Annotated in this window: 20 protein-coding genes and 1 riboswitch; of the genes, 6 read left to right on the top strand and 14 right to left on the bottom strand. The window is 50.7% G+C overall.

Annotation, left to right across the window (positions count from 1 at the left end; translation table 11 throughout):
- Nucleotides 1–148: 148 nt before the first annotated feature.
- Nucleotides 149–328 (top strand): hypothetical protein, encoded by a 180-nt coding sequence (locus tag C2M17_RS14575; RefSeq protein WP_105201447.1) that lies wholly within the window; start codon nucleotides 149–151, stop codon nucleotides 326–328.
- A gap of 89 nt (nucleotides 329–417) precedes the next feature.
- Nucleotides 418–2,547, top strand: coding sequence for a hypothetical protein (locus C2M17_RS14580; protein ID WP_105201448.1), 2,130 nt, complete (start codon nucleotides 418–420; stop codon nucleotides 2,545–2,547).
- Nucleotides 2,548–2,650: 103 nt separating this feature from the next.
- Here C2M17_RS14580 and C2M17_RS14585 read toward each other — a convergent pair whose 3' ends face one another.
- Together C2M17_RS14585 and C2M17_RS14590 are read right to left on the bottom strand one after the other, a co-directional pair.
- Entirely contained in the window at nucleotides 2,651–5,743 is a 3,093-nt protein-coding gene (locus tag C2M17_RS14585) for an NEW3 domain-containing protein (RefSeq protein WP_158684041.1), read from the bottom strand.
- Between the two features lie 88 nt (nucleotides 5,744–5,831).
- A riboswitch (cyclic di-GMP riboswitch) is annotated at nucleotides 5,832–5,918 on the bottom strand.
- Nucleotides 5,919–6,446: 528 nt separating this feature from the next.
- Nucleotides 6,447–7,412 carry a ribonuclease Z gene (locus tag C2M17_RS14590; protein ID WP_199776036.1) on the bottom strand — a complete coding sequence of 322 codons (966 nt, stop codon included), beginning with the start codon at nucleotides 7,410–7,412 and terminating at the stop codon, nucleotides 6,447–6,449.
- Nucleotides 7,413–7,490: 78 nt separating this feature from the next.
- Between C2M17_RS14590 and C2M17_RS14595 the strand changes: the two genes are divergently transcribed.
- The 4 genes from C2M17_RS14595 (at nucleotide 7,491) to C2M17_RS14610 (ending at nucleotide 11,926) form a co-directional block, all read left to right on the top strand.
- A complete protein-coding gene (locus C2M17_RS14595; RefSeq protein WP_105201451.1) occupies nucleotides 7,491–7,748 on the top strand; it encodes a DUF3081 domain-containing protein in 258 nt (85 codons plus the stop codon).
- Nucleotides 7,749–7,882: 134 nt separating this feature from the next.
- A complete protein-coding gene (locus C2M17_RS14600) occupies nucleotides 7,883–9,481 on the top strand; it encodes an AbgT family transporter (protein ID WP_105201452.1) in 1,599 nt (532 codons plus the stop codon).
- 50 nt (nucleotides 9,482–9,531) lie between these two features.
- Nucleotides 9,532–10,512: a Solitary outer membrane autotransporter beta-barrel domain gene (locus tag C2M17_RS14605; RefSeq protein ID WP_158684042.1), complete on the top strand. Its 981-nt coding sequence runs from the start codon at nucleotides 9,532–9,534 to the stop codon at nucleotides 10,510–10,512.
- A 34-nt stretch (nucleotides 10,513–10,546) separates the two neighbouring features.
- A complete protein-coding gene (locus tag C2M17_RS14610; protein ID WP_105201454.1) occupies nucleotides 10,547–11,926 on the top strand; it encodes a DUF2254 domain-containing protein in 1,380 nt (459 codons plus the stop codon).
- Between the two features lie 171 nt (nucleotides 11,927–12,097).
- Here the strand turns inward: C2M17_RS14610 and C2M17_RS14615 are convergent, their stop codons facing one another.
- From C2M17_RS14615 to C2M17_RS14670, 12 genes are read right to left on the bottom strand one after another with little or no spacing between them, the layout of a single operon-like run.
- Nucleotides 12,098–12,526 carry an excinuclease ABC subunit A gene (locus C2M17_RS14615; protein WP_105201455.1) on the bottom strand — a complete coding sequence of 143 codons (429 nt, stop codon included), beginning with the start codon at nucleotides 12,524–12,526 and terminating at the stop codon, nucleotides 12,098–12,100.
- A 2-nt stretch (nucleotides 12,527–12,528) separates the two neighbouring features.
- The gene (locus C2M17_RS14620) at nucleotides 12,529–13,410 is read right to left on the bottom strand and encodes a MipA/OmpV family protein (protein ID WP_233998010.1); all 882 of its coding nucleotides are present in this window, start codon (nucleotides 13,408–13,410) and stop codon (nucleotides 12,529–12,531) included.
- 3 nt (nucleotides 13,411–13,413) lie between these two features.
- Nucleotides 13,414–14,631: a beta-ketoacyl-ACP synthase gene (locus tag C2M17_RS14625; RefSeq protein ID WP_105201457.1), complete on the bottom strand. Its 1,218-nt coding sequence runs from the start codon at nucleotides 14,629–14,631 to the stop codon at nucleotides 13,414–13,416.
- Nucleotides 14,631–15,356, bottom strand: a complete 726-nt coding sequence (gene fabG / locus C2M17_RS14630; RefSeq protein WP_105201458.1) for a 3-oxoacyl-ACP reductase FabG — start codon at nucleotides 15,354–15,356, stop codon at nucleotides 14,631–14,633. The genes C2M17_RS14625 and fabG overlap by 1 nt, the downstream gene beginning before the upstream one ends.
- Nucleotides 15,353–15,808 carry an ApeP family dehydratase gene (locus tag C2M17_RS14635; RefSeq protein WP_105201459.1) on the bottom strand — a complete coding sequence of 152 codons (456 nt, stop codon included), beginning with the start codon at nucleotides 15,806–15,808 and terminating at the stop codon, nucleotides 15,353–15,355. The genes fabG and C2M17_RS14635 overlap by 4 nt, the downstream gene beginning before the upstream one ends.
- Nucleotides 15,801–17,021, bottom strand: a complete 1,221-nt coding sequence (locus C2M17_RS14640) for a beta-ketoacyl-ACP synthase (protein ID WP_105201460.1) — start codon at nucleotides 17,019–17,021, stop codon at nucleotides 15,801–15,803. The genes C2M17_RS14635 and C2M17_RS14640 overlap by 8 nt, the downstream gene beginning before the upstream one ends.
- The gene (locus C2M17_RS14645; protein ID WP_105201461.1) at nucleotides 17,018–17,587 is read right to left on the bottom strand and encodes a DUF3261 domain-containing protein; all 570 of its coding nucleotides are present in this window, start codon (nucleotides 17,585–17,587) and stop codon (nucleotides 17,018–17,020) included. The genes C2M17_RS14640 and C2M17_RS14645 overlap by 4 nt, the downstream gene beginning before the upstream one ends.
- Nucleotides 17,587–18,837 carry an NAD(P)/FAD-dependent oxidoreductase gene (locus C2M17_RS14650; RefSeq protein WP_105201462.1) on the bottom strand — a complete coding sequence of 417 codons (1,251 nt, stop codon included), beginning with the start codon at nucleotides 18,835–18,837 and terminating at the stop codon, nucleotides 17,587–17,589. The genes C2M17_RS14645 and C2M17_RS14650 overlap by 1 nt, the downstream gene beginning before the upstream one ends.
- Complete coding sequence (locus C2M17_RS14655) at nucleotides 18,824–21,085, bottom strand: hypothetical protein (protein ID WP_105201463.1); 2,262 nt, start codon at nucleotides 21,083–21,085, stop codon at nucleotides 18,824–18,826. The genes C2M17_RS14650 and C2M17_RS14655 overlap by 14 nt, the downstream gene beginning before the upstream one ends.
- A 2-nt stretch (nucleotides 21,086–21,087) precedes the next feature.
- The gene (locus tag C2M17_RS14660) at nucleotides 21,088–21,645 is read right to left on the bottom strand and encodes a LolA family protein (RefSeq protein ID WP_105201464.1); all 558 of its coding nucleotides are present in this window, start codon (nucleotides 21,643–21,645) and stop codon (nucleotides 21,088–21,090) included.
- Nucleotides 21,645–22,070, bottom strand: coding sequence for an acyl-CoA thioesterase (locus C2M17_RS14665; RefSeq protein ID WP_105201465.1), 426 nt, complete (start codon nucleotides 22,068–22,070; stop codon nucleotides 21,645–21,647). Before C2M17_RS14665 ends, C2M17_RS14660 begins: the two co-directional genes overlap by 1 nt.
- Nucleotides 22,063–23,607 (bottom strand): HAL/PAL/TAL family ammonia-lyase, encoded by a 1,545-nt coding sequence (locus C2M17_RS14670; RefSeq protein WP_105201466.1) that lies wholly within the window; start codon nucleotides 23,605–23,607, stop codon nucleotides 22,063–22,065. The genes C2M17_RS14665 and C2M17_RS14670 overlap by 8 nt, the downstream gene beginning before the upstream one ends.
- Nucleotides 23,608–23,610 lie beyond the last annotated feature (3 nt).

Here is a 23,610-nt window from a genome sequence, read left to right on the forward strand (position 1 = left end):
TAGACAGTAGCTAGACACGGCAAAAACGCCGAAGCAAGTAGTAAAAAGCAAAGTGGACACTTGAGAGAAATCCAGCCTTATTCCGCAGTTAAAAGTGCCGCACTTACATACGTTTTATCAATATTAACGATTGACTGAGGTCATGATTATGAAACGATTTAACTGTAAGCAGCTTGTCAGAGCCCTGGGTGTCGCCCTGATAAGCACCGCTAGCCTATATGGCATTAGCACCACACCCGCACACGCATCCTTCTTCCCGCAGCAAAATAATGAGGCCTGTATGGCCGAGCAAGCGGGATTTGCCCTTAATTTACCGCCAATGACGTAAGGGTCAGTAAGGTAGACAATGTTAAAAACCTCGATGGCACCACACCTGTCACATGTGAACTCGGCGGCGAATTCACCTTCATAGCGGATGTGACCATCACCACAACGGCCACTAAACGATACGACTACTCGGTTTATTTGCCTGAGGGTGCCTGGAGCGCCCAGGAGTTTAACACCTCCAACACCTGTTCTGTTCTGCTTGGTCAAAATGATGATCCAGGGGTCGACCTTGAGGACGGTCTAGATGCCTGTGCCGATATCGGTAAAGGCAAAGGTTTAGATGAGACCCATTTGTATGAAGAAGAAGTTATAACTATGTTTTGCCGCGATGATGATGACTCCGGTAAGGCCGAGTTTAACTATTGTATGGCCTGGCACAATAAAGAAGATGCCGATTGCTCAATAAATGATCCCGCAGCACCTGGCACCCCATCCAAATGCCGTTGCGATTCCTTCGATATTGATGTGTTTATCAAACCTAAAGCTCCTGCCATCCAAAAAACGCTTGTTGGCACCAGCACACATACTGAACCTGGCGGGGTATTTACTTATACCCTTAGTTTTACCAACCCTAATACCACACCGGCACCTGGGCAATCTATATTCCTAACTGAACTTTCAGACTGGATAGACAAAGATGCCGACGGCAGCTATGAAACAGAGATTGACCTGTGGGGTGCTACCACTACGGTTGATGGCGATACTGCTGAGGGTGTTTACCTGACAAGTAGCACTTGTCAAAAGCCGGCAGAAGGTGAGAGTGAAGTTGAAGTGTTCCCAGGCAGCACCTATAGCTGTGCATTTAGCGTGCATATTGTTGACGGCAGTTTGCCGACAATTCCAACAGCTCAAAAGTACAACGATCTTATCGCAGCTAGCTTGGAAGACAAAAATGGCGCGGTCATAACCGATGGTGATGAAGATCCCACCAATGACTCTTGCTATGACAAGCTAGCTGCTGCGCAATATGCTGCTGGTGATCACTGTAGCCCAGAAAGGCAGGTGACCATAACTAACCTACCTCCGACTATCAATGTCACTAAAACAGCAGATGTAGAGCAAGTGCCTGAGTCAGGTGGTGATGTTGTATTCACTGTGGTGGTTAGCAACACCTCAGATGACTGGGATTCTCCGGTTACCCTAACCTACCTCGTAGACGATATGTTCGGCGACTTGAATGGTAAGGGCGATTGTGCAACCGGTGGTACTATTAGTAATACCACAGATTACACTTGTAGCTTTACCGAAAATCTCGATGAACTTGATGCTAACTCAGATGATGGTGATCCTCTTGCACATACCAATGTGGTCACGGCTAAGGCAACAGATGATGAAGGTGACGAAGCAACGGATTCTGATTCCGAAACTGTGATGATAAGTAATGTTCCATCAGAGGTCGACCTGCAAAAAGATGCCAACCCAGAGACCGTTGCCGAAACGGGTGATGATCCCACCATCTTTAGAGATATTGATTACACCTTTACATTTAGCGTTGCTGCGAGCGGGAATGATACCGTGACCTTCGACGAGTTAGACGATGACATGTTCGGGGATCTCACCGATAGCTGTATTGTAGATATGTTTGATGATGGTGAGGGTGGTGGTCTACAACCCATTGCTGACGATGCGTTGAACGACGGCTTCGATCTAGCGCCAGGACAAAGCGCCAGCTGTACTATAACTCTACAAGTACAGGGTCTCGATGGTGACTCTCATGTAAATTTAGCAACCATATATGGTACCGATGAAGATGGGGACGATGTGAGTGACTCTGATGATGCAACCGTTACCTTCACCCCACTTGATGCAAGTGCGGCTATGAAGTTTGTCACCAGTTCGCTAGTTGTCGTTGAAATTAATAATGGTGGTGTTCGTAATGCCAACCTTACTTCTCTGCAAATCTGGGATGGTACAGATATAGCTTCTAAAATGTCAGTCTTTGCCAATCCGGACGTAGTAGATGAATTCAGAGTACTTAATAATGGTGGTTCACACTTTGGACATGTTTACCTTCCTTGCGTCTCGAATACTCTACTAGGGTACTCCGGTATAGCTACAGGGACTGATACATACACATGTGCCTTTACCATCGAATGGTATCCTGATCTCGAGGACGCAGCGGCAATTGACATAACAAAAGCTATCGAGGCCGTTCTTACCGACACAGCTGGCGACACTGCCGAGGCGCAAGTCAGCATCAAAGTTATCACTGTACAATAGGAGTATTAATAGCAGTTTTTAATAAAAGATAAGAACAGCCGAGGTTCACTCCTCGGCTGTTTTTTATGTTTATTCCTCAGTACTACCTTAATAGTGGCAGAGATTAATTCTTACCCTTCCCCTTATTACCACCACCGCCAGTGCTGCCGCCAGCCAAGGTTACATTTACAGTCGCCGTTGATTCTAGTTGCCCATCGCTAATGGTGTAGCTAAAGTTATCGCCGTTTTTAAAGTTTTTTGCCGGCGTGTACTTGATACGGCCATCGCTCAGTACCTGCACACTCCCCTTGGCACCTTGAGTCGCGCTCTTAACTACTAGGGTATCGCCATCGATATCCTTATCGTTACCAAGCACATTAATGTAAATGGCCGTTTTAGACGCCATGCTTACACTGTCGCTATAGGCAACCGGCGCATTGTTTTGTTGCTGTGCCACGCGGTAAACCAAGGTACTGGTGCTGCTGTAGGCGGTATTTGCTACGTCCTTAGCCGTCAAGGTCAAATTATAGCTGCCCGCATTGGCGCTGGTCGCTGACATTACACTGACACTGACCGTCGTAGTCGTGCCACTAGCCAGGGTAACCGAGCTGTTGCTAGCGCTCCAGCCGCTTGGTGTAGCAATGCTCAAGTTATAGGTCGCATCGCCGCAGTCCTGATTCTGGTTAGTGATCTCGACGTTATAGCCTTGTACTGTGCCGGCATCAACTTCAGCACCTTGTGCATTAGCTACAACAAGTTTTGGTGCCGCTAATTTACAACTGGCCACCGGTGCCGCAACCTGATAAGTGGCGCTGGCCGAGCTTTGGTAACCGCCGTTATTACGATTGACGGCAACCAGGCTAAAGTCATACACACCGGCATTGGCATCCGCCGCCGAAGTAACACTAACGTTTAAGGTTTGTGATTGACCCGGCGCCAGAGTTGCACTTGGGCTAGTTGCTTTCCAGCCTGCAGGGAGGCTTGCCTTCACATCAAAGGTCGAAGCCGCACAGCTATCCGCATCCTTATTGGTCAGTGTGCCTTGATAAGTCACAGTTGTGCCCGCCGCTACCTGAGTTGAGCTGGTGTTTTGCAAGGTCCATTGTGGATTTGCCGATACACAGGCAGCCACTGGCGCTTCAACCACATAAGAAGCCACAGTGCTTGCTTGATAGCGACTATCGCTGGTATTCACACCCTTAATGGTGACATCGTAGAAGCCCTCTGTAGCGGTAGTGCTTGAGGTTACGCTCAAACTAACCGTGGTGCTTTGACCCGGTGCCAGGCTTACGGTTTGCTGTGTGCTATTCCAACCTGATGCGACTTGCGCAGACACGTTATAGTTGCTGCTGCCACACTCGGCACTGTCGTTATTGGTTAACGTGGCACGATAAGATACAGTTTCACCAGCCTCGGCCCACACACTGCTGCTTGATGCCAGCGCAAGGCTTGGCTGGGCCGCAGTACAAGTTTGATGGCCTGAGTAGCTGATATTCACACCCACGCCTGAGCTATCGGCCCACTGCGTGGTAATAGTGACACCGGCTACTGCATCGTTATAGCTCTTACCCGCGACTAAGGCAGCATCATCCTGATCATATATAGAGCTGCCAGGGGTCATATCCATCAAGATACTGCTATTAATATCATCTTCCGATTTATTGTAGTGCATCAAGACCCCTTCGGTAATCGGCTTGCCCGCTAAAAAGCTATCAAAACCAGTGCCTTGGCGGTACTCAAGGTAGTACCACAGAGGCTCGCCCGTGGCGGCATCGGTACCACGGCGTACCTTCAGACCCTTGGCCTGACCACTTGAGACTTGTTCATAAGGCTCCAACTGATAGCTACCACCCGCATTGGCGGTAATAATTTCACCGCGCTCGGCCGTCAACCAACCTAAGCGTTCCTTATTGAACACATTAAAGTGGCCTTCTGACCGGCCCATAATATCTAGGCTGTCACCATAGGTAAGAGCACTGCATAAGTCATTATTAACATCGTTGCCGCAATTGAGTCGTTTGGCATGTCTTAGGCCAAGGCCATGGCCAAGCTCGTGGCCAATAATCTTAAGGTTGAGCTCACCATTGATCCAAGCTTTTGATGGTGAGCCACCGACTGTACCCTGACCTTGCCAACTACAACTGTTATTCTTCGGTAGCATATAAACTAGACGCTTATACTGGCTCAAATCGATACCATTATCTTTGGCCGCCTGCATGGCATACTTATCCATACCTAAATAACTACAGGTGGTGTCAATTGGCATGGTGTAATAACCGCGCACATCACCGCTTAGCCAGGTTTGGCCGTATGAGGCTTCCTTGTAATAGTCGTTAACACGGCCAAACACCATCTCTTCGACTTCTTGGGTTGTCCAAGGCTTAACTGGGTTATCTTGGAAGTTCAGCATTAAGACCAGCACTTTTTGCTCACCTATGGTGCCGGTAAGTGCGGCCTGAGTAGAGGTGCTGGTACTGGAAGTATCACTACCAGCTGCAAGCACTTCTAAACTCGCCTGCTCTTCGCCAAGAACCAAAGCGGTTTGCACATTTTCCTGCTCACCATTGTCAAACTGCCAACCTTTAACGCGCACCTGGGCACCAGATTGCAAAAGTTCAGTGTCGATACTATCAGGCACAAAAAGCTGAACCTTGTTATTAGCGCTTGTTAGGTAGTAGCTTAGGCGGATTTGACCAGCTTGATCTGAGTCTTCATAAACGAATTCCAGTTGACCCACCAGCTCCGCTTGTTGGGCTAGTTTGGCTTCGATATGCGCAGGCATGCCGGTACGCTTGGCGTTTGGCATCACTGTACGCAATGCGGCATTGGCATCAAGCTGTAATAAGGCGTATTGGCTGGCCTGGCGGGCAGTCACTAATTCTTCTAGTTGTTGCTCAAAGGCAGGAGAAAATTTGTCTTTGCCACCCTTGCCGGCGCCCTTGTTAGCACGGCGAAGCTCGCCCATGGTGGCGGCAAGCGCTAGGGTTTGCTGTTCTAATTGATTTTTCTTAGCTTGAGTGTCAGCTTGATTTTGTTTGAATACTTGGCCACGGCCCGTATGCTCATGCTGCATCGCACTCTGTACGCCGTTACCGTTTGCAGCATAAAGGTTATTTGAGGTAAAGCCCAAAGTAGTTGCCAAAAGTCCTAGGCCACAGGCTTTTAAAACAGATGAAGAAAGTTTATTAGGCGTTACGACGCCTTTCGTTATAGTCACTACTAGAACCTCTCAAAGTTTGTACATCACTTCGAAAGCTCCCAGTTTTATGACCAAGTCAATAACCGAGCTCTATCAACGCGCCTCTTTCGGTAATCCAGCTGCCCACTGCCTTAAACAGTTAGGGCCTGTGATTTTGCGTACATTAGTTTCCTAATGTTTGCCGTTTCGAGAGTGCTTTCGAATCTTACTTCATGGACCATTGGGGCCCAAGCGAAGGCGCATTCTAACAAGGTGATTTAAGGATTCTCAATGATAAAATTGATCTTTTTTTGAGCTATTTTTGAAACTTTTTATAAATCAATGGACAAGAAACGAACAAAATTGTAACTGAACAAGGCGTTCAGGATAAAAATGCGGAGAAACAGCTCTTTTTAGATAAAAATATCAATTAATGCCAACTGAACAGCGGATTTAGCTAGATTTTTTATTTTACTTCGGAGCAGATCAAAGCACTATCCATGCTTGCCCAGTTTTAAAGTTGAGCACAAAAGTGCAAGTATACAATTTTCAACCTATTGTATTTCTGTGCTTTATTAATAGATTTGTTCATTTTTTAAACAGTGCGATACTTAGTCTTCCAAAAGACTATAAAATACAGCTAACTAACTATTGGCAAAGCCTTTTTCGAGTATACGCACTATTTTAGAATGATGACTTTCTGAAATTCAGCAAAAGACAAAGTTAGTGAACTCATACTAGGTTATTCCTTGTTAAAGTCACTTTGCACTAGCCTCACTTCGGTGTTTTTCTCCACCGCGACTACCATGCCGTCGGTTGCCAAAAACAAGCGTCCGCAATACACACCTTTAGCCTCATCGGCTATTGCCGACATGCCCTCTCCCGGGCCATATCGGGCACTAAAGTGACTCAGTAACAGCGCCGGTAGCGCCTGCTTTTGCGCATAGGCGCAGATACGCTGCACATCGCTGTGTCCTGTATGGGGGCCCACCTTTTGTAAGTCTGCGGCGAGAAAGGTAGCTTCATGAACCAGCAAATGCACACCGGCAATTACTGGGTCTAAACAACTGGGCGTCTCATTGTCACCACAGATAACAAGCACCCTGGGTTGCCAAGCGAAATAGGTATAGTCATCAGCGCGCAATAGGACGCCGTTATAGCTCACATCCTCACCACGTTGCAGAAGGTTGTAATGGGAGCCGCTGGCTATTTGCTCTGCCCTCAGGCGTTCAATATCCAGTTTGCGCGGAATTTGGGTTTCGATAAATTTAAAGCCCTGGCTTGGCACCCTGTGTTGCAGCGGGCAGCTTTGAACCTTAACCCAACCAAAGGTTTGCCCACTAAGTTCCTCAAAATCTACAAGCTCAAGATTAAAGGGTAAGGTCCATTCGCTCATTGCCATGGCGGCACGGACAAACTCCAGCACCTCTGACGGTGCCACTATTCGCAGTGTCTGGGTACGTCCCGATAAACCTGCCGAAGCAATTAAACCCGGTAAGCCATAGCAATGATCGCCATGCTTATGAGTGATAAACACAGCCTCAAGGTGATATAGCGCCAGCTTGGTTTTTAATATCTGATGCTGGGTTGCCTCGCCACAATCGACCAGATACCAGGGCTTTTGATCGTCACGAAACACCGCATAGCCGGACACATTTCGGCTTTTGCTCGGTGTTCCTGAGCTGCTTCCCAATACTTGAACTTGCACCTGTTTACTCCTATTTTTTGTGCTGTACGCCACATACCCAAAGATTATAACTTGTCCCTTATCGCAAGGATCTAGCTTATGAAAAATGAAATCGACAGTAAAACCCTGCTCCGTGCTTATGAGCGCATTCAGCAACATGGCGAACAAACCGAGCAAGGCAAGTTTTACCAAGGCTTGTACGCCTATTCTGATCTTGATGGCTATACCTTGTACCTGCAAGGCAGCGGCGTACTTTTACGCTTTGGCTTTCATAACACCTATCACCTTGATTATCAAAGTGAGAAGAACAAATCTGACTTTATGAACAAGCTACTGAGCATAGGTAAAGAGCCCTAATTTGCCTGTGCTTGCCATGCTGATTTTCCCCGCTATTCACCGCTTATAGGCGCGAGTTTGCCGAAACACCATGATCCCAAGGGCCATTAATGGTATCTTTGTCCGAATTTGTGACACCAAGGGATAATAAAGGTATGACCAAGGCTGTATCCTCCGCCGTACCGGAACAACAAGAACAACAAAAAGGCTGGTTTAATCGCTTTCTAGCGACCGTCGAGTTTCTCGGTAACCTGCTTCCACACCCCATTACATTATTTGCACTTTTCTGTGTTGCCATAGTGGTGATCAGCGGCATCGCCGACTGGGCCGGACTTAGCGCCATTGACCCTCGCCCAGAAGGCGCCAAAGGCCGCGATCCCGATGGTGTTATCGAGGTAGTGAGCCTGATGAGCGCTGAAGGCCTCAGACGTATTTTCGAAGGCCTGGTTACCAACTTTACCGGCTTTGCCCCTTTAGGTACCGTACTGGTTGCCCTACTCGGCGTGAGCGTTGCCGAGCACTCAGGTATGCTTTCTGCGGCCATGCGTGGCATGGTGATGGGCGCCTCAAAACGTCTGGTTACCTTTATGGTAGTGTTTGCCGCCATTCTTTCTAATACTGCTTCTGAGCTCGGCTACGTGGTACTTATTCCGCTGGCGGCGATGATTTTCCATAGCCTTGGCCGTCACCCCTTAGCCGGTTTGGCTGCCGCCTTTGCCGGTGTATCTGGCGGTTACAGCGCTAACCTGTTACTAGGTACTATTGACCCATTATTGGCCGGTATTACCACACCAGCGGCACAAATGATCGACCCAGATTATCAGGTCGGCGCCGAAGCCAACTACTACTTTATGTTCGTGTCCGTATTCCTAATCGCCATCCTTGGCACCTGGGTGACCGAGAAAATTGTCGAGCCGCGCCTGGGCAAATACGACCCGAGCGAAGCCAGTATCGACCTCGGCGAGAATAAAATTGAGCACCTTAGCCAGCGCGAAAAAAGCGGCCTAAAATGGGCAGGTCTTACCTTCCTGGCCTTGGGTGTATTACTTGCCTTTACCGTTATCCCGGACGACGGCATCTTACGCCATCAAGCCACCGGCGAAATTAAGGGCTCACCCTTCTTAAAAGGCATAGTGGTCATCATCTTTATCACCTTCGCCATTCCGGGCTTTGTCTATGGCCGCGTGGTTGGCACCATGAAGAATGACCGCGATGTCATTGATGCCATGAGCAAGAGCATGAGCTCCATGGGCATGTATATTGTGCTGGTGTTCTTCGCCGCCCAGTTTGTTGCCTTCTTTAAATGGACCAACCTTGGCACCATATTAGCCGTAAACGGCGCAGCCCTGTTACAGGCGCTGAATCTGACCGGCCCCGAGGTGTTCGTGTTCTTTATCCTGATGTGTGCGCTTGTTAACCTTAGCCTGGGCTCTTCATCGGCACAGTGGGCGGTCACCGCACCTATTTTTGTGCCCATGCTGATGCTAATTGGCTATGCGCCGGAGACCATTCAGGCGGCCTACCGTATCGGTGACTCGGTAACCAACCTGATCACCCCTATGATGAGTTATTTCGGCCTGATATTGGCGGTGGCCTGTAAATACAAGAAGGACATGGGCATAGGCACACTGGTCGCGACCATGTTGCCGTACAGCATGATCTTCTTCGTTGGTTGGGTGTGCTTATTCTATCTTTGGGTATTCGTACTGGGTATGCCGGTGGGTCCGGGCTCACCAATCTATTACCAACCTTAATAACATCCTCAGCCGGCCTTAGTTGCCGGCTTTTTGTTAGCTGCTATAGTGTGACTATTCAATTGGTTATTAAGATAACTGTGCGTATTTTCTTCCTTATAACCCTGATTTGCCTGCCCTGTTACAGCATCGCCGGCGCAGCAAAGCTGTTGGAGCAAAACTTCGCCACGGCCATGGTGCTCACCAATGGCGAGTCAGTAAGCCTGGGTTATGGTCATTTCAGTAGTCCGGCGGCACTGTTTGATAACGACTCGCAAAGCGGCAATGAATTACGCCAAGACCTCAATGTGTTTAATGTGCCGTTTGGTATCAAAACCACCAGCCCGGAAATATTCAGTCAATATAACAGTGAGTTGCATCTGCAAGGCAGCTACATAGACCAAAAAAACAGCCTAAATCTTTTTAACCAAGAGCGCGCCGATAGCTTCGAAGAAAGCATCTATGGGTTTGGCGCCAACTGGATATTTGAGCGGCCAATCAGCTCTAAATGGTGGTTCGGTTTTGGCGCTCGTCTGCAGGGTTTTCGTTATTACAACGACTACGACTATAACTCTCAGCTCAGCAGACAGGTATTGGCGCCAGCCCTCGATGGCAGCGTAGTTAACATTAGTGCCAACGCCCTTGTTGCCAGCCCGCATGTAGAGATGATGTATCGCCTACCTCGCCATTGGGGCTACTATGAATATAAAACCAGTTATAGTTATTACTACGGCACCACACTGGTGGAGCCTTCAGCCTTGGGTAAAATAAGGCCGGAAGGCTGGCGTTATCAAAATGGCATTAAGGCGCGTTTCGATACCGCGCATATAGGCCAGTTTACTCAGGCCATCTATATTAAGGCCCATCGCGTCGACCTAGGGGGAGACAGCGCCAGCGCCTTTGCAACTAATCATTTTTATGAATATGGCGTAGGTGTATTACTCGATACCAGCACCTGGTCTTCCTGGTTGGAAAATATCGGCATTGGCCTAAACTATCATCATGGCAGCGCCCTCGAAGGGGGCAGCATTGTGCTGTATTTTAACGAGTAGCTCGCTGACAATAACATAGAATAATGAGGTATTTATGCGCACGCCCCGGAAAATAGCAGATCAATACCGCGCCATTGTCAGCAGCATTGGCTTCTACCCTGCGATTATTATTACCCTCTTTATGTTGTTCGCCATGGTACTGGCCAATATAGAATACCAAGGCTGGGTAATGCGCATAAAGCAGGCCTGGCCGGTGCTCTTTGTTACCGATGTTGATACCGCCAAAACCCTGCTCGGTATCCTCGCCGGCGGCCTGATCTCGCTCACCGTGTTTAGCTTTTCCATGGTTATGGTGGTGTTAAACAATGCCGCCGCTACCTTGTCGCCACGGGTGTTGCCTGGGCTTATCTCCATCAAGGCGCACCAGTATGTGCTCGGCATGTATCTGGGCAGCATAGTCTTTACCCTGCTTACCCTGATGAATATCCACACCGAGGGGGAGACCTTGCAAACTCCGGCTTTAGGCACTTTTTTCGCTTTGGCCATAGGTATTTACAATCTGGTGCTCTTTGTATTCTTTATCCATTCCATTTCACGCTCCATCCAGGTCGACAGCGTACTGAATACCCTGTTTGCGCAAACCAATAAGCAACTGCAAAACCTGATCGCCTACCAAGATCCGAGAATTGCCGCCGCGGTGCCGGATTATTGTGATTGGTATCGACTCAAAAGCCCTCGCGCCGGCTACTTTAAGGGTGTGCATACCCAGCAACTGAGTAAGTTGTTAGCACAACATGAGCTGCGTATGGTGACCGAGGTGGAGCCGGGGTTTTTCTGTGTTGAAGGCTTTCCCTATCTGGCGCTGGACAGAGATATTAGCGCCGATGAAGAGCTCTGCGAGCAAATTCATAAATGCAGCGTATTTTATATCGAGGAATACATAGGTGATCATTACAGTTATGGTCTGCGGCAAATTGCCGAAATTGCCATTAAGGCGCTCAGCCCGGGCATTAACGACCCAGGCACAGCGGTCAAAGCCATAGATATGCTTAGCATACTGACCATTGCCCGCCTGCATGTGGCGGATCATAACTACACCCTACTCAATACCGAACAGCAACAGTCGCCTTTGCTCTGGTTTTATGAGCCCAGTCTGGCCTCCCTGCTGGAAGAGAATTTCGACCCCATCCGCCACTATGGCTGTAATGACACCACGGTACTGGTCAACCTGATTGAGGCGTTAAAGAATATTCTGTTTGTTTGTGAGCACAACCGAGAATATACCCAGGCGCTGTATCGTTATGTGCAGGCCACGGTTTATGACGCCGAGCACTGTATTGACAACCCCTATGAGCGCGAGCGCATTAATCGCATGCTTACCCGTATGAATGAGGTCGCCAACAAGCGTGGCGACGATATTCATTTCAGCCTAAGCGACAAAGACGCCGAGCCCAGAGTTACCTTGCACAACTAAGCTTGGCCCTAGGCAAACTGCTGTTTCAGGGGAGGCGCATGGGCTGCTGCTCAGAGTTACGAGCGTGAGCGTTAGGAGTTGCGAGCGCACGTGCGATAACTGGAAAAAGAAAAGGCTGCCTTATTCATAATAGGAACAGGTAGCCTTCATTACTTAGCCTTTAACCAGTACTTAGCGTTTAACCAGCGTGCCTTTTAGGGAAACGCCCGCCATTAAGAAGCCGGCGCCACATTCGAACTCGGTTTCACTGACAAATTCACGCTTTTTATAATAAGACTGGATATTCACCACCGCATTCATACCCTCACGCTTGGCGCGCTCCTGCAAGGCCTTTAGGGCACTTAGCATCACCCATTGGCAGGCTTCCTTGTCGGACTTATTAAAAGCATTGGTCTTTTGGTTGGTGGTCACCTCGCCGTAGGTTTCCTGCACCTCGCCATAAGCCTGATTACCGAAATACAGCGGCACATCAAGCAGGGCATTTTTAGCCTTAGTAGTTTCCAGCAATTCGGCGATATTATATTGGCCTATATCGTCACGAGCCATGGCCGTATTTGCCGTTAGTGCCAGTCCCAGTGCTAAAAATACTGATTTTTTCATCGTTAATTTCCCTCTACGTTATAAAACTTCCATGCCAGGCCGATGCCAAAGGCAAGATTATGATGTCGCTCAACCAAGGGGCTATCGCGCCACACCGCATCCTTAATGCGGTAATACTTTACAAAACCACCAAGCCACCAGCGCTTGCTGTCGTAATTGACACCCACGGACAACTCGCTGCCGCTGTAACCGGATTGCGGCTTATATGCTTGGCGCTGCACCGTGCTTTGGTGCTCACCTACGCCGTAAAAATAATCAACATACTGGCTGCTGGCATAGTTAACTGCGCCGCGGGCGGTGATGCTCACCGTCTGCTCAGACTCTTGCCAAAGTAATTGCTGCCATTGCATATAAGGGCCCATTCGAAAGCCGATATCATCAATGGAGGTGAAATCAGTAGCCAGCGCCTTTCGCACAAACAAACCGCTTTTCAGGTAGTTATCACTACGTGGCTGTCCGGCAAAATAATAATCCAAGGCTGGACCTAATTCAAATACCCAATCCAAGTCGTCCATGCCCGAGCGGGCTTGATTGTCCTTGCTGTCCACCGCCAAACTGGCGGTCGCTGACACATCCAGGTGCCAGTTATCACTTTGCCACAAATAACCCACAGCGCTGTTGCGGTCGACACTCATGCGTTCACTGCGATAACGCACATAGGGCAAGGGCACGGTATACTTGTTATGCTCACTCGAGCCGAGATAATGAGGTAAGGAGGTGGTAAAAATTCCCACGCCCAATTCCAGCTCACGGCTGCTTTTAACTGCGTCTTTCCCTGCCTTGTCTTCGACGGTTTTAACACTGTCCTCATTAACCCCCTCGGCAAACGCGGGGGTCAATGAACATAGCAAAAGCAGCACATAGACCATCAATCCCTTGCGCATGGCTTAAACTCGCTTAAAGATCAAAGAGGTATTAATACCGCCGAAGGCAAAGTTATTACTCATCACGTAATCACAATCTAGTTCTGTGCCTTGTGTTAAGTAATCAAGCGGCGCGCATTGCTCGTCCACCGAGTCTAGGTTGATGGTGGGCGCAAACCAGCCATCACGCATCATCTCGATACTGGCCCAGGCTTCAATGGCGCCACAGGCTCCCAAGGTATGGCCGAGGTAGCTCTTTAACGAGCTGATGGGCTTGGCACCCAGGGCATTAAAGGTGGCATGAGATTCGGCGATATCACCGCGATCCGTGGAGGTGCCATGAGCGTTAACATAACCTATCTGATCGGCACTAAGCTCGGCGTCTTGCAGCGCCATTTCAATGGCCACCTGCATGGTCTCACTGGTGGGCTGGGTGACATGCTGACCGTCAGAATTACAGCCAAAGCCGACGATTTCCGCCAATATGGTGGCACCGCGCGCCTTGGCGTGCTCATATTCTTCTAAGATCAGAGTCCCGGCCCCCTCGCCTATGACCAAACCGTCCCGTTTGCTGTCGAAAGGACGCGGCGTTGCCTTAGGGTTATCGTTGTTGCAACTGGTGGCGTACAGGGTGTCGAACACCGCCGCCTCGGTAACGCACAGCTCTTCGGCACCCCCGGCCACCATCAGCTTTTGGCGGCCGTACTTAATGGCTTCATAGGCATAGCCTATGCCCTGAGAGCCCGAGGTACAAGCGGAGCTGGTGGTGATCACCCGGCCCTTAAGACCGAAAAATACACCGATATTCACCGGCGCCGTGTGCGCCATCATCTGAATATAGCTGGTGGCAGTCACGCCACTCATCTGCCCCGACTTCATCATATCGGCAAAGGCAATGAGCGGTGGTGTTGAGCCGGTAGATGAGCCATAGGCAATACCGGTATCACCATTGGTCAACGCCGGATGCCCCAGCAGCTCGGCCTGTTGCAAGGCACGTTCGGTGGCCACTGTGGCCATTAGGGCCACACGGCCCATGGAACGCACCATTTTGCGTTTATAATGGCTTGGGCGCTCAAAATGGGTGACAGGCGCCGCCAACTTGGTATTGAGATCGCTGATATCATCCCACTGCCCCATGGTTTGCACGGCATTTTCGCCACGCTCAAGGGCTGTACGGAAGCTCGACCAATCATCACCCAAGGCCGTAATACAGGACATGCCCGTAATCACCACACGTTTCATTATACTAATCCACCATTGACGGAAATAACCTGACGGGTAATGTAACCCGCCTGATCCGAGGCCAAGAAGGCCACGGTTGCAGCCACTTCATCGACACTGCCCATGCGTCGCATCGGCACATGTTCAAGCAGCATCTTGGTATCGAGCTCGGCGGTCATCTCGGTTTCAATCAAACCTGGCGCCACACAGTTTACCGTGATTTTACGCTTGGCCAGCTCCAGCGATAACGCCTTAGTAGCACCGATAATACCGGCCTTGGCGGCACTGTAGTTTACCTGACCACGGTTTCCGGCAATACCCGACACAGAAGCCAAGGTAATAATGCGCCCACCCTTGCGGGCACTGACCATGGGCATAACCACAGGGCGTACGACATTATAAAAACCATCAAGGCCTGTGCTTATCACAGTATCCCATTCTTCGTCTGTCATCGCCGGAAAGGCGGTGTCTCGGGTAACGCCAGCATTACAGACCACGCCATAATAGGCGCCGTTGGCAGCGATATCCGCTTCCAGCTCTTGCTTGGCCTGGGCTCGGTCGGTGACATCAAAAACAAGAATATTAACCGCTCGACCTAAGGCGCTAATTTGCTCGGCTACCTGCTCGGCCAAGGCCACCTGCGAGCGGCAATGCAGCGTAATATCAAAACCTTGCTCTGCCAATTGCAGCGCCACGGCCTTACCGATCCCACGGCTAGAGCCGGTCACTAAAATACGTCTGTTCATTGATTTTCCTTAATAAATTTCATTGGATCGGCGGGTTGGAAAACATTAATTTTGGCTTCGACCAAACAATCACCCTGATCTTCAATACGACAAGCAAATACACTTAAGCCGGACTCGTCCTGGATCACCTTTTCGACCAGAATATCCAACAAGATGCCCTTGTCAAAGCGCGGTTTATGACAGCGAATTTTACGACTGCCGAGAAGAAAACCAATTTTAATTTCCCGACTCTGATCCAGGTCATGGGCGCCGGCATAGGCGGCAATGGCCTGCGCCATATATTCGCTGCCGATATAACTTGGCACCGCACCCACCTGGGCATCATAAAAGGGGCTATTTTCACGGATGCGCACCTGACAATGGGCACTGTCGTCGTCAAACGCAACGAGAGAGTCGATCAACACCATGGGCGGGCGATGAGCGATAAGTTCCGTCATGCTTATCTCACGCATCGACTGCTCCGATAATTAAACTGGCATTATTGCCACCAAAGGCAAAAGAATTACTCATACAGATTGTTGGAATTTTCATTATTGGTTGTTGTAATACATGGATTGGTGCCAAGTCGGCATCCAGCGCATAACCACTGTGCCAAGGCAAAGGTGTTACCGATGGCGGTGCCTGCGCCCCTAAACGCTGTTGTTCGATAAGCAGCCAGCACAAGCCCGCTTCTATGGCGCCGGCAGCGCCCAAGGTGTGCCCGGTTAAGTGCTTGGTCGAGCTTACAGGCACAGCGTCGGCGAACAGCTCGGCGATGGCCTTGGCTTCCATTTCATCATTTTTCGGCGTCGCCGTGCCATGAGCATTAACATAATCTATCTCGGCTGGGCTTAACTTGGCTTGTGCCAAAGCCTGACGCATGGCCGCAAGAGCACCGCTGCCGCTGGGCTCTGGCGCCGACATATGGTGGGCATCAGAGCTGGCACCGCTACCTAATAGGACACAAGAACTCTCGCCCAAATCGCGCTCGCGACTCATCACAAAGAGCGCGGCTCCCTCACCTATATTAATGCCATCACGCTCAGCACCAAAGGGCTGACACAGGCCGCTGCTGGTCGACGCCAGGGCACTAAAGCCATTAATGGTAAGCTGACACAAGCTGTCGGCGCCACCGCAGATCACCGCATCGGCCAAATCGGCGGCCAATAAACCCTTGGCACTGCTCAACGCCTTGGCGCTGGAGCTGCAGGCGGTGGAAATACTGTAGGCAATGCCCTCTAAACCGAGCTTTTCCTTGATATAGGCGGCGGGTGCGTCAAGAGCCTGCTGATCATAATGGTAATCCTCGGGCCAGTTGCCGGTTTGTGCTTTATGCTTGCGGGCCAGCTCACCGTCGTAAATATCGGCGGTGCTGGTACCGACAACCACGGCAATGCGCGCCGGACTATAGCGCTCGCGCATGCGCGCCAGCGTCGGTGCCAATTGCTGCAACGCAAGGTCTATAAGGCGGTTATTGCGCTGCTTGGCAGTTAAAGGAATTGCCTGCACCAGGCCCACATAAGGGTCTTGCTGATCCGTTTGGTCACCGTAATGTAAACCACTGCCCTGTGTTAGCGGAGTGATAGCACCGCCGGCTAACTCCTGGTTGGATAGCGCCTGTAAATGCTGCGCCTTATCCGTGCCCAAGGCGCTTACTATGCCTAAATCATTTAACCATGCCCTCATGGCTTCACCTCTTCAAAGCGGATCTCGTAGTGATGAATTTTATTGTTCAATATGATCACCTCGCCGCCATAACGTATATCCAGCAAGCTGGTATCATTTTGGCGCAGCTCGCGGATAAGTTCGCCACCTTGGCGATATTCAATCAAGTGCGCCCCTTTTAAATGTTTATTTAATTGGGCCACAGGCCAATGTACCAGTTGAATATCGGCCAGGATATAACTTGGATCCAAATCCTCGGCGGCAATAAAGCGCTGGGCCGCCACGCCTTGCTCGGCGTTGTAGCTCAAGGTAAAAACGGGTAAACCGGCAGCGCTCATCAAGGCTAAACGCAGCTCGCCTTCGCCATTGATGGCCAATTGACTCAGCAGAGCCTGCTGAGTTTGTGCCTTGGTAACAAACATACGCTTTTGCCACTGACTGTTAAGCAGCTCAGAAGGCGGCGCGCTCAGTGCTAAGCCAACCTCGGCACTGAACATCACGGCTTTATCCTTTACCTCCGGCTCCACGGGGCTGTAACTGGCGCAACCGCTAAGCACTAAAAGTAGCAGCAGACATAAGCAGCGCATTAACAGGGCTCCATTTGGCACAATTGTGCCAACACATCTAATCGGCGCTCGCTTTGCACCACATAAGGGTTGTTCGCATCCCAGGCATAACCGGCGAGGATAGCGCTGATCATACGGCGCACTTCATCGCTTTGCTCGGGATAGAAAATCACGTCCTGAAAGCGGGTGTCATACCAGGCATTAACAAAGGTTTTGAAGCACTCAACTCCGCGTTTAAGCGGGGTAGAAAACTCGCCTTCAAAGTCCGCCTGCTCACCGCGCAAATGCGCATCGACCACCGGGGCCACCAAGGAGGCGGATTTTAGCGCTATAGTCACCCCAGATGAAAATACCGGGTCTAAAAACTCTCCGGCATTGCCCAGCAAGGCGTAGTGTTTGCCGTATAGGCTGGATACATCGGCGGAATAGCCGCCCAGGGTTTGCACCGGGTTAACGGCTTCGGCATCAGCCAGCAGGTCGGCCAGATTCGGCTCTGCCTTCACCTTAGCCCAGAGGTTCTCCTCATTGCTGATAGAGGTATCAAAATGATGAGGCTCACCCACCACCCCCAAACTTGCGGTGCCATCGGCAAAAGGGATCAACCAATACCAGATATCCCTGTGCTCGGGGTGCACGCTAATAAGGATTTTATTACGGTCAAAACGCGATGCCTTAATGCCGTCTTTAACATGACAAAAGTAGGCACTGCGCGGCGGTAAACTTGAGGGCTTATCTAAATCCAATAAGCGTGGCAATACCCGACCAAAACCACTGGCATCAAGGACAAAGCGACTATGCAGCTGGTATTGCTCCTCGCCCTGAGTTACCGTCAGTAGCATGCCATCATCTTGCTCTGTGATCGCCTGCACTCTATGGCCGTAACAGATATCCACGCCCTTGGCGGCGGCGGCATCGGCAAGCAGCTTATCGAAATTAGCGCGCTTTACCTGATAGGTGGTGCCGCGACCAGGGCTGAATTTATCGGTAAAGTCGATTTCGGTGTCGGTACCACGATAATGAAAGGCGGCGCCATTTTTATATTGAAATGCCTGAGTTTCGGCATGCTCGTCCACCACCTTGTCCATGCCGGCCTCGGCGAGAAAGTGCATACACTGAGGTAACAGGCTCTCACCTATGGAAAATCGCGGAAAATGCTGCCCTTCCAAGACCTTTACCTGCCAACCCAATTGCTGTAACAAGGCACTGGCCAGGGCGCCTGATGGGCCCGCACCTATCACTACTACATCCACTGTACAATCATTGTTTGTCATTATTATTCTCGATACTTAAAGGTGCCAAAAAGTAAACCACCAGCAGCCCCAGTAATACGGCACCACCAAATTGGCTTATCGCAGGCGTTTTGGAAAAAATCAGCATGGCAAAGACCGCCAGCGACGACAGTGCCGACAGGCTAATTGCCACCAGGGTATGGGCACTGTGGCCGCCCTGACGATAGAAAATAAAGTAATCCACTGCCAGTGCCAACACCAGAATAAGCCCCAGGGTATGAAACACGGATATGGCGCTGAACTGGGCAATCACACTGACGATCAGCGCCGTGGCCAAAGCCAGCCAAGCCGCCATTTTAAGGCCATGACGCCAGCCAAAGCTAAATACGAAAATCAATATAATGGCCACTGCCGCCAATAATAAGGCAAGGTGAATTCCACGATGAAAATGCGCCAACATGGCACTGAGCTGCCCCGGCACATCGACAATCGCCACATAATCGTAATGGGTACCTAGGATCTGTAATTGTGCTGCACTGACGGAGCTGACATTGAGCAGGGAATAGACAGCGCCATCAAGGTGCACCACATCGCTAAAGGCTTCATTCAGGGGGCCGCTGACAAAGGCATCATAATCCAATAGCGCTGCGCTCGTCGGTGCAATGGCTTGGCCGCTAAAGGCTTGCAATGGCGTAAATACGCCGCTTGCCACCGCCTTATTATAGGCCGCTGCATTCTCCTGCTGACGAGTCAGACTGGGCAAGGCACGGCTAAGGCCTTGTGCCCGAGCACCTTGCTCTTCCAACCAGGCGCTAACTTGCTCTTCGCGCCTCAGCAGCTGCTGCACATCCTCGCCCTTAAGGATTAAGCGCTGTATCGGCTCGGAGCCTTGTAAATACATCTGATGCTTAACTTGGGTGTCCATCAACTCGGCACTGCTGGCATTAAAGCTGGCGATGGAGTCATTACTGGCAGGCATACGCCACCAGCTCAGTAGCACGCACAGCAGCGCCAGGACCAGGTAAACCTTGCCACTGTGGCATCTAGCCTGGCTTTGCCACTTAAGGCCAAGCTCGGCACCCGATACTACAGAAGCACGAAAGCTCAAGGTCATGGCCACAGGAGCCAGACAGAAGCGGGTAAACACCCAGGCACCTACTAAGCCGGCGACCACAAAGATGGCTACATCTTGCAGCAAGACCAAGGGCGCGCTAAGAAAACACAAATAGCCGATGGCGGTTGAACACAGCGCCAACAGCAGGCCACGTTTAAGGGCACGGGAATATCGGCCTTGCTGCGCGGCTTTGTCCGCTAAGGCATGAAACGCATAGTCTATGGCGACCCCAATCAAGGTGGTGGCAAAGACCAGGGTCAGTAGATGGATCTCCTGGCGCAGTAATAACAGCGCCAAAAGACCACTGAGTATGGCGGTACTCACCGTCAGCATACTCACCCACAAGGGCCAGGCACCGCGCAAGGACAAGAATACAAAAAGAGACAACAAGACAACGCTGGCAATACCAAAGCGGTTCATTTCCCATTTTGCCTGAGTGGCATTTTCGGCATTATGAAACAGTAAACCGGAATGACGCACTTGCACCCGGGGATAGCTTAGTTGTAACTGGTCTAAAAGCTCATCTATGGCCGCGGCGGTACGCTCTGTGGCACTGATGCTGCTTACACTTTCATGCGTTTGCGCCAGCAAAATCCACACCGGCTCACCCTGCTCATCCCGACCTTGTAATTTACCATCCACCAGGGTCAGGGCTTGCTCGCCACTGAGGGCACTGACAAAGCTGTAGGTGGCCAAGGACGTATCCCGGCTCAGGCTCTGGCTTAACCAGGGCGAGGCAGTTTGCGCCAACTGGCGCTGAAAGTAGTGATTAAATTGCGCGGGGTCGGCAATGGCCTGAGCATATTCAGGGCTCATAAGAGCGCCGCGATAAGGCGCATAAAAGTCAATTATTTGCGTTAACTGCGGCTGCTGCTCTTGCACCTTAAGGCCAGCGTGCGCCAAACCCTGAGCCAACTCTAGATAAGCTTGCTCACTGTTTGCACCTTGCAGCGAAAAAACCAGACGCTGTTGCTGTTCACCAAGCAGCTGTTGCTGGGCTCGATAAAAGTCTTGAGCCTGCTTGCCTGGGCTTTGCTCATTTGAAACGGGTGTCAACAAGGCCAGCATATCGCTTTTAATGGCAATAGGTTTGAGCTGCCACAGCAAGGCGATGCCTGCTACCAGCAGCAGAGGCATAAAAGTCAGGACCAAGGCGCGGCTAACCCAATGTTTCATAGCTACTCTTGGCTTACACCGAGCTCAAAGTTAAGACTGATTTCAGTGACCGTGCCGCTGTGCTCATACAAGCCAATAAAACGCACCCGCTCTTGGCTATCCAGGCAACTGATAAAGTGGCTAAACAGACCTTTGAGCTCTTGTGTGATGGGCTCGAGTTGCTGACATGAATAGGCGCTCTCTAACAAAGATGCCGGTGGCTGGGCCTCGCTGCTGGTAAAGAACTGCGCCAACTGCGCCTGATCTTGGGCTAATAAGGCTTGCAACAAACTGCTGTAAGGTCCGCTCTGGCCTTGACGGCGAAATTGACCATCCGCTTGGCGCTCAAACACACCATCACCATCGATTTTCAGCAAGGAATCGATGGGCGTCAGGGTATGCCATAACAGCTGCTCACTGCTTAGGGTAAATTCACCCTTGCTGATAAAGGGCTGGTTAAAACCGGCAAAGGTTTTCGCCTGGCTAAAATTGCCGTGCTCACTTTGGACCTTAGGCTCATTTGCAGCTGCGCTTGGAGCACACATAAGCGTAAGCCATAGACTGACTAAAAGCTTTTTCATTACAGTACCTTGGCCAGTTTCTGCATTAAAATCGGCGGTGACACATATTGCATTTCACCGCTGTCTTGCTCAACAGCGACCTGCACCGTATAGGCCTTGGTCAGGCGCTTATTACTGGCGGCATCGAAGATCACATAGTCGATTTTTAAGCGTTGCTCATATTCTTTAAGGTAAGCCTCGACACGTATACGCTGGGTGAACAGCGCCGAGTCTATGTATTTTATGCGCATATCAACAATGGGCCAGGCATAGCCCGACTCAAGCATTTGCAAATAATCATAATCGAATTGGCGCAACAACTCACAACGCGCCACCTCAAGGTAGCGGGCATAGTTACCATGCCAAACGATATTCATGGGATCGCAATCGTGAAACGGGATCTCTATTTCAACTGAGCTAACCAGCAAGGCATTTTTATTATTCATATAGGTCCCAACGTTGCTGCACTATGTAATCCACCGTGGTGCGCAGGGTCTGCTCCAGTGGTCTGTCCTCAGTCAGGTTATCAAAATAGCGACAAACATCGCTATACATGGCACGAATATTTGTGCTCAAACCCTGCTCATCCACCTCACCACGAGCAATACGAATACGCAGTCCTTGTACTGCCGCCAACAGGGTACAGGCCAGCACCTGCTCGGTTAGTTGCAGCACCCGCATACAATCGCGAGCGGCTATGGTACCCATGCTTACCTTATCCTGGTTATGGCATTCGGTGGAGCGCGAAAATACGCTGGCGGGCATGGTCAGTTTCAAGGCTTCGGCGGTAAAGGAGGAAGCACCGATCTGCACCGCTTTAAAGCCGTGGTTGATGTACTTGCGCTCGTCATGGGCATCGCTCAAGTTGCTCGGCAGGCCATTGTTGTACTTGGTGTCCACCAAGGAGGCGATTTGTCTGTCGGCCAAGTCGGCCAGATTCGCCACCGCAGTTTTCATGCTGTCCATGGCCATGGCGATATGGCCGCCGTAGAAGTGACCACCATGCAACACATGCTCGCCCTGCCCATCGATAATGGGGTTGTCATTGGCGGAGTTCAGCTCGTTCTCGATAAACTGACGCAACCAGGGCAAGGAGTCCGCCAACACGCCAATGACATGGGGCGCGCAGCGAATCGAATAACGGTCCTGCAAACGCTCGGCATTGCGAGGATGACTATGATGATTCAGGTCATCGCGGATCCAGGCCGCGACCTGCTGCTGACCGCTGTGCGGTTTCACCGAGAATAAGATTTCATCGAAATGATGACTGTTGCCCTTGAGCGCCAAGGAGCTTAATGCGGTGATACGGGTTGCCAACTTATGCAGGTAATTGGCGCGGTCAAAGGCCAAACAGGCAATGGCGGTCATCACCGCGGTGCCATTCATAATCGCCAAGCCTTCTTTGGGGCGCAATGTGATGGGTTTCAGCCCCACCTTGGCAAAGGCGTCTTTGGCGGCCATCACCTCGCCTTGAAAATACACATCGCGCTCGCCTACTAATGCACCGGCCACATAAGAAAGCGGCGTGAGGTCGCCACTGGCGCCCACCGAGCCCTCTTGCGGGATCAAGGGCAGGATTTTATGGTTGAGCATATCGCGAAGCAAATGCAGCAGTTCCCAACTCACCCCGGAATAGCCCTGAGTCAGGGAGGTTAATCGGGTTGCCAAAATGGCGCGCGACTCGGCATGAGAAAAGTGAGCGCCCATGCCACAGCCGTGAAAACGGGTGAGATGCAAAGGCAGCTCTTGCACCAGCTCAAGGGGGATGCCTACGGTCACAGAGTCGCCGTAACCGGTAGTGACGCCGTAAATCACCCCTTCTTTTTCGAGCAGTTCATCTAAAAAGGCCACCGCCGAGTCTATTTTGCGCGCCAAGGCTTGGTCATTACTAATGTGTGCTAACGTATCAGTGCGGGCAAAAGCAACGATATCTTCTATACGCAGCGGCGCAGCGCCAAACTCGATGGATTGAATACTAGACACGAA

Source organism: Pseudoalteromonas sp. T1lg10 (assembly GCF_002964545.1).
GTDB lineage: Bacteria > Pseudomonadota > Gammaproteobacteria > Enterobacterales > Alteromonadaceae > Pseudoalteromonas.

Coding starts and splice junctions, on each gene's coding strand:
- C2M17_RS14660 (WP_105201464.1), bottom strand. CDS start 21,645: ATGAAAAAGCTTTTAGTCAGTCTATGGCTTACGCTTATGTGTGCTCCA.
- C2M17_RS14620 (WP_233998010.1), bottom strand. CDS start 13,410: ATGCGCAAGGGATTGATGGTCTATGTGCTGCTTTTGCTATGTTCATTG.
- C2M17_RS14600 (WP_105201452.1), top strand. CDS start 7,883: ATGACCAAGGCTGTATCCTCCGCCGTACCGGAACAACAAGAACAACAA.
- C2M17_RS14650 (WP_105201462.1), bottom strand. CDS start 18,837: ATGACAAACAATGATTGTACAGTGGATGTAGTAGTGATAGGTGCGGGC.
- C2M17_RS14640 (WP_105201460.1), bottom strand. CDS start 17,021: ATGAGGGCATGGTTAAATGATTTAGGCATAGTAAGCGCCTTGGGCACG.
- C2M17_RS14615 (WP_105201455.1), bottom strand. CDS start 12,526: ATGAAAAAATCAGTATTTTTAGCACTGGGACTGGCACTAACGGCAAAT.
- C2M17_RS14645 (WP_105201461.1), bottom strand. CDS start 17,587: ATGCGCTGCTTATGTCTGCTGCTACTTTTAGTGCTTAGCGGTTGCGCC.
- C2M17_RS14575 (WP_105201447.1), top strand. CDS start 149: ATGAAACGATTTAACTGTAAGCAGCTTGTCAGAGCCCTGGGTGTCGCC.
- C2M17_RS14595 (WP_105201451.1), top strand. CDS start 7,491: ATGAAAAATGAAATCGACAGTAAAACCCTGCTCCGTGCTTATGAGCGC.
- C2M17_RS14665 (WP_105201465.1), bottom strand. CDS start 22,070: ATGAATAATAAAAATGCCTTGCTGGTTAGCTCAGTTGAAATAGAGATC.
- C2M17_RS14635 (WP_105201459.1), bottom strand. CDS start 15,808: ATGCGTGAGATAAGCATGACGGAACTTATCGCTCATCGCCCGCCCATG.
- fabG (WP_105201458.1), bottom strand. CDS start 15,356: ATGAACAGACGTATTTTAGTGACCGGCTCTAGCCGTGGGATCGGTAAG.
- C2M17_RS14610 (WP_105201454.1), top strand. CDS start 10,547: ATGCGCACGCCCCGGAAAATAGCAGATCAATACCGCGCCATTGTCAGC.
- C2M17_RS14625 (WP_105201457.1), bottom strand. CDS start 14,631: ATGAAACGTGTGGTGATTACGGGCATGTCCTGTATTACGGCCTTGGGT.
- C2M17_RS14655 (WP_105201463.1), bottom strand. CDS start 21,085: ATGAAACATTGGGTTAGCCGCGCCTTGGTCCTGACTTTTATGCCTCTG.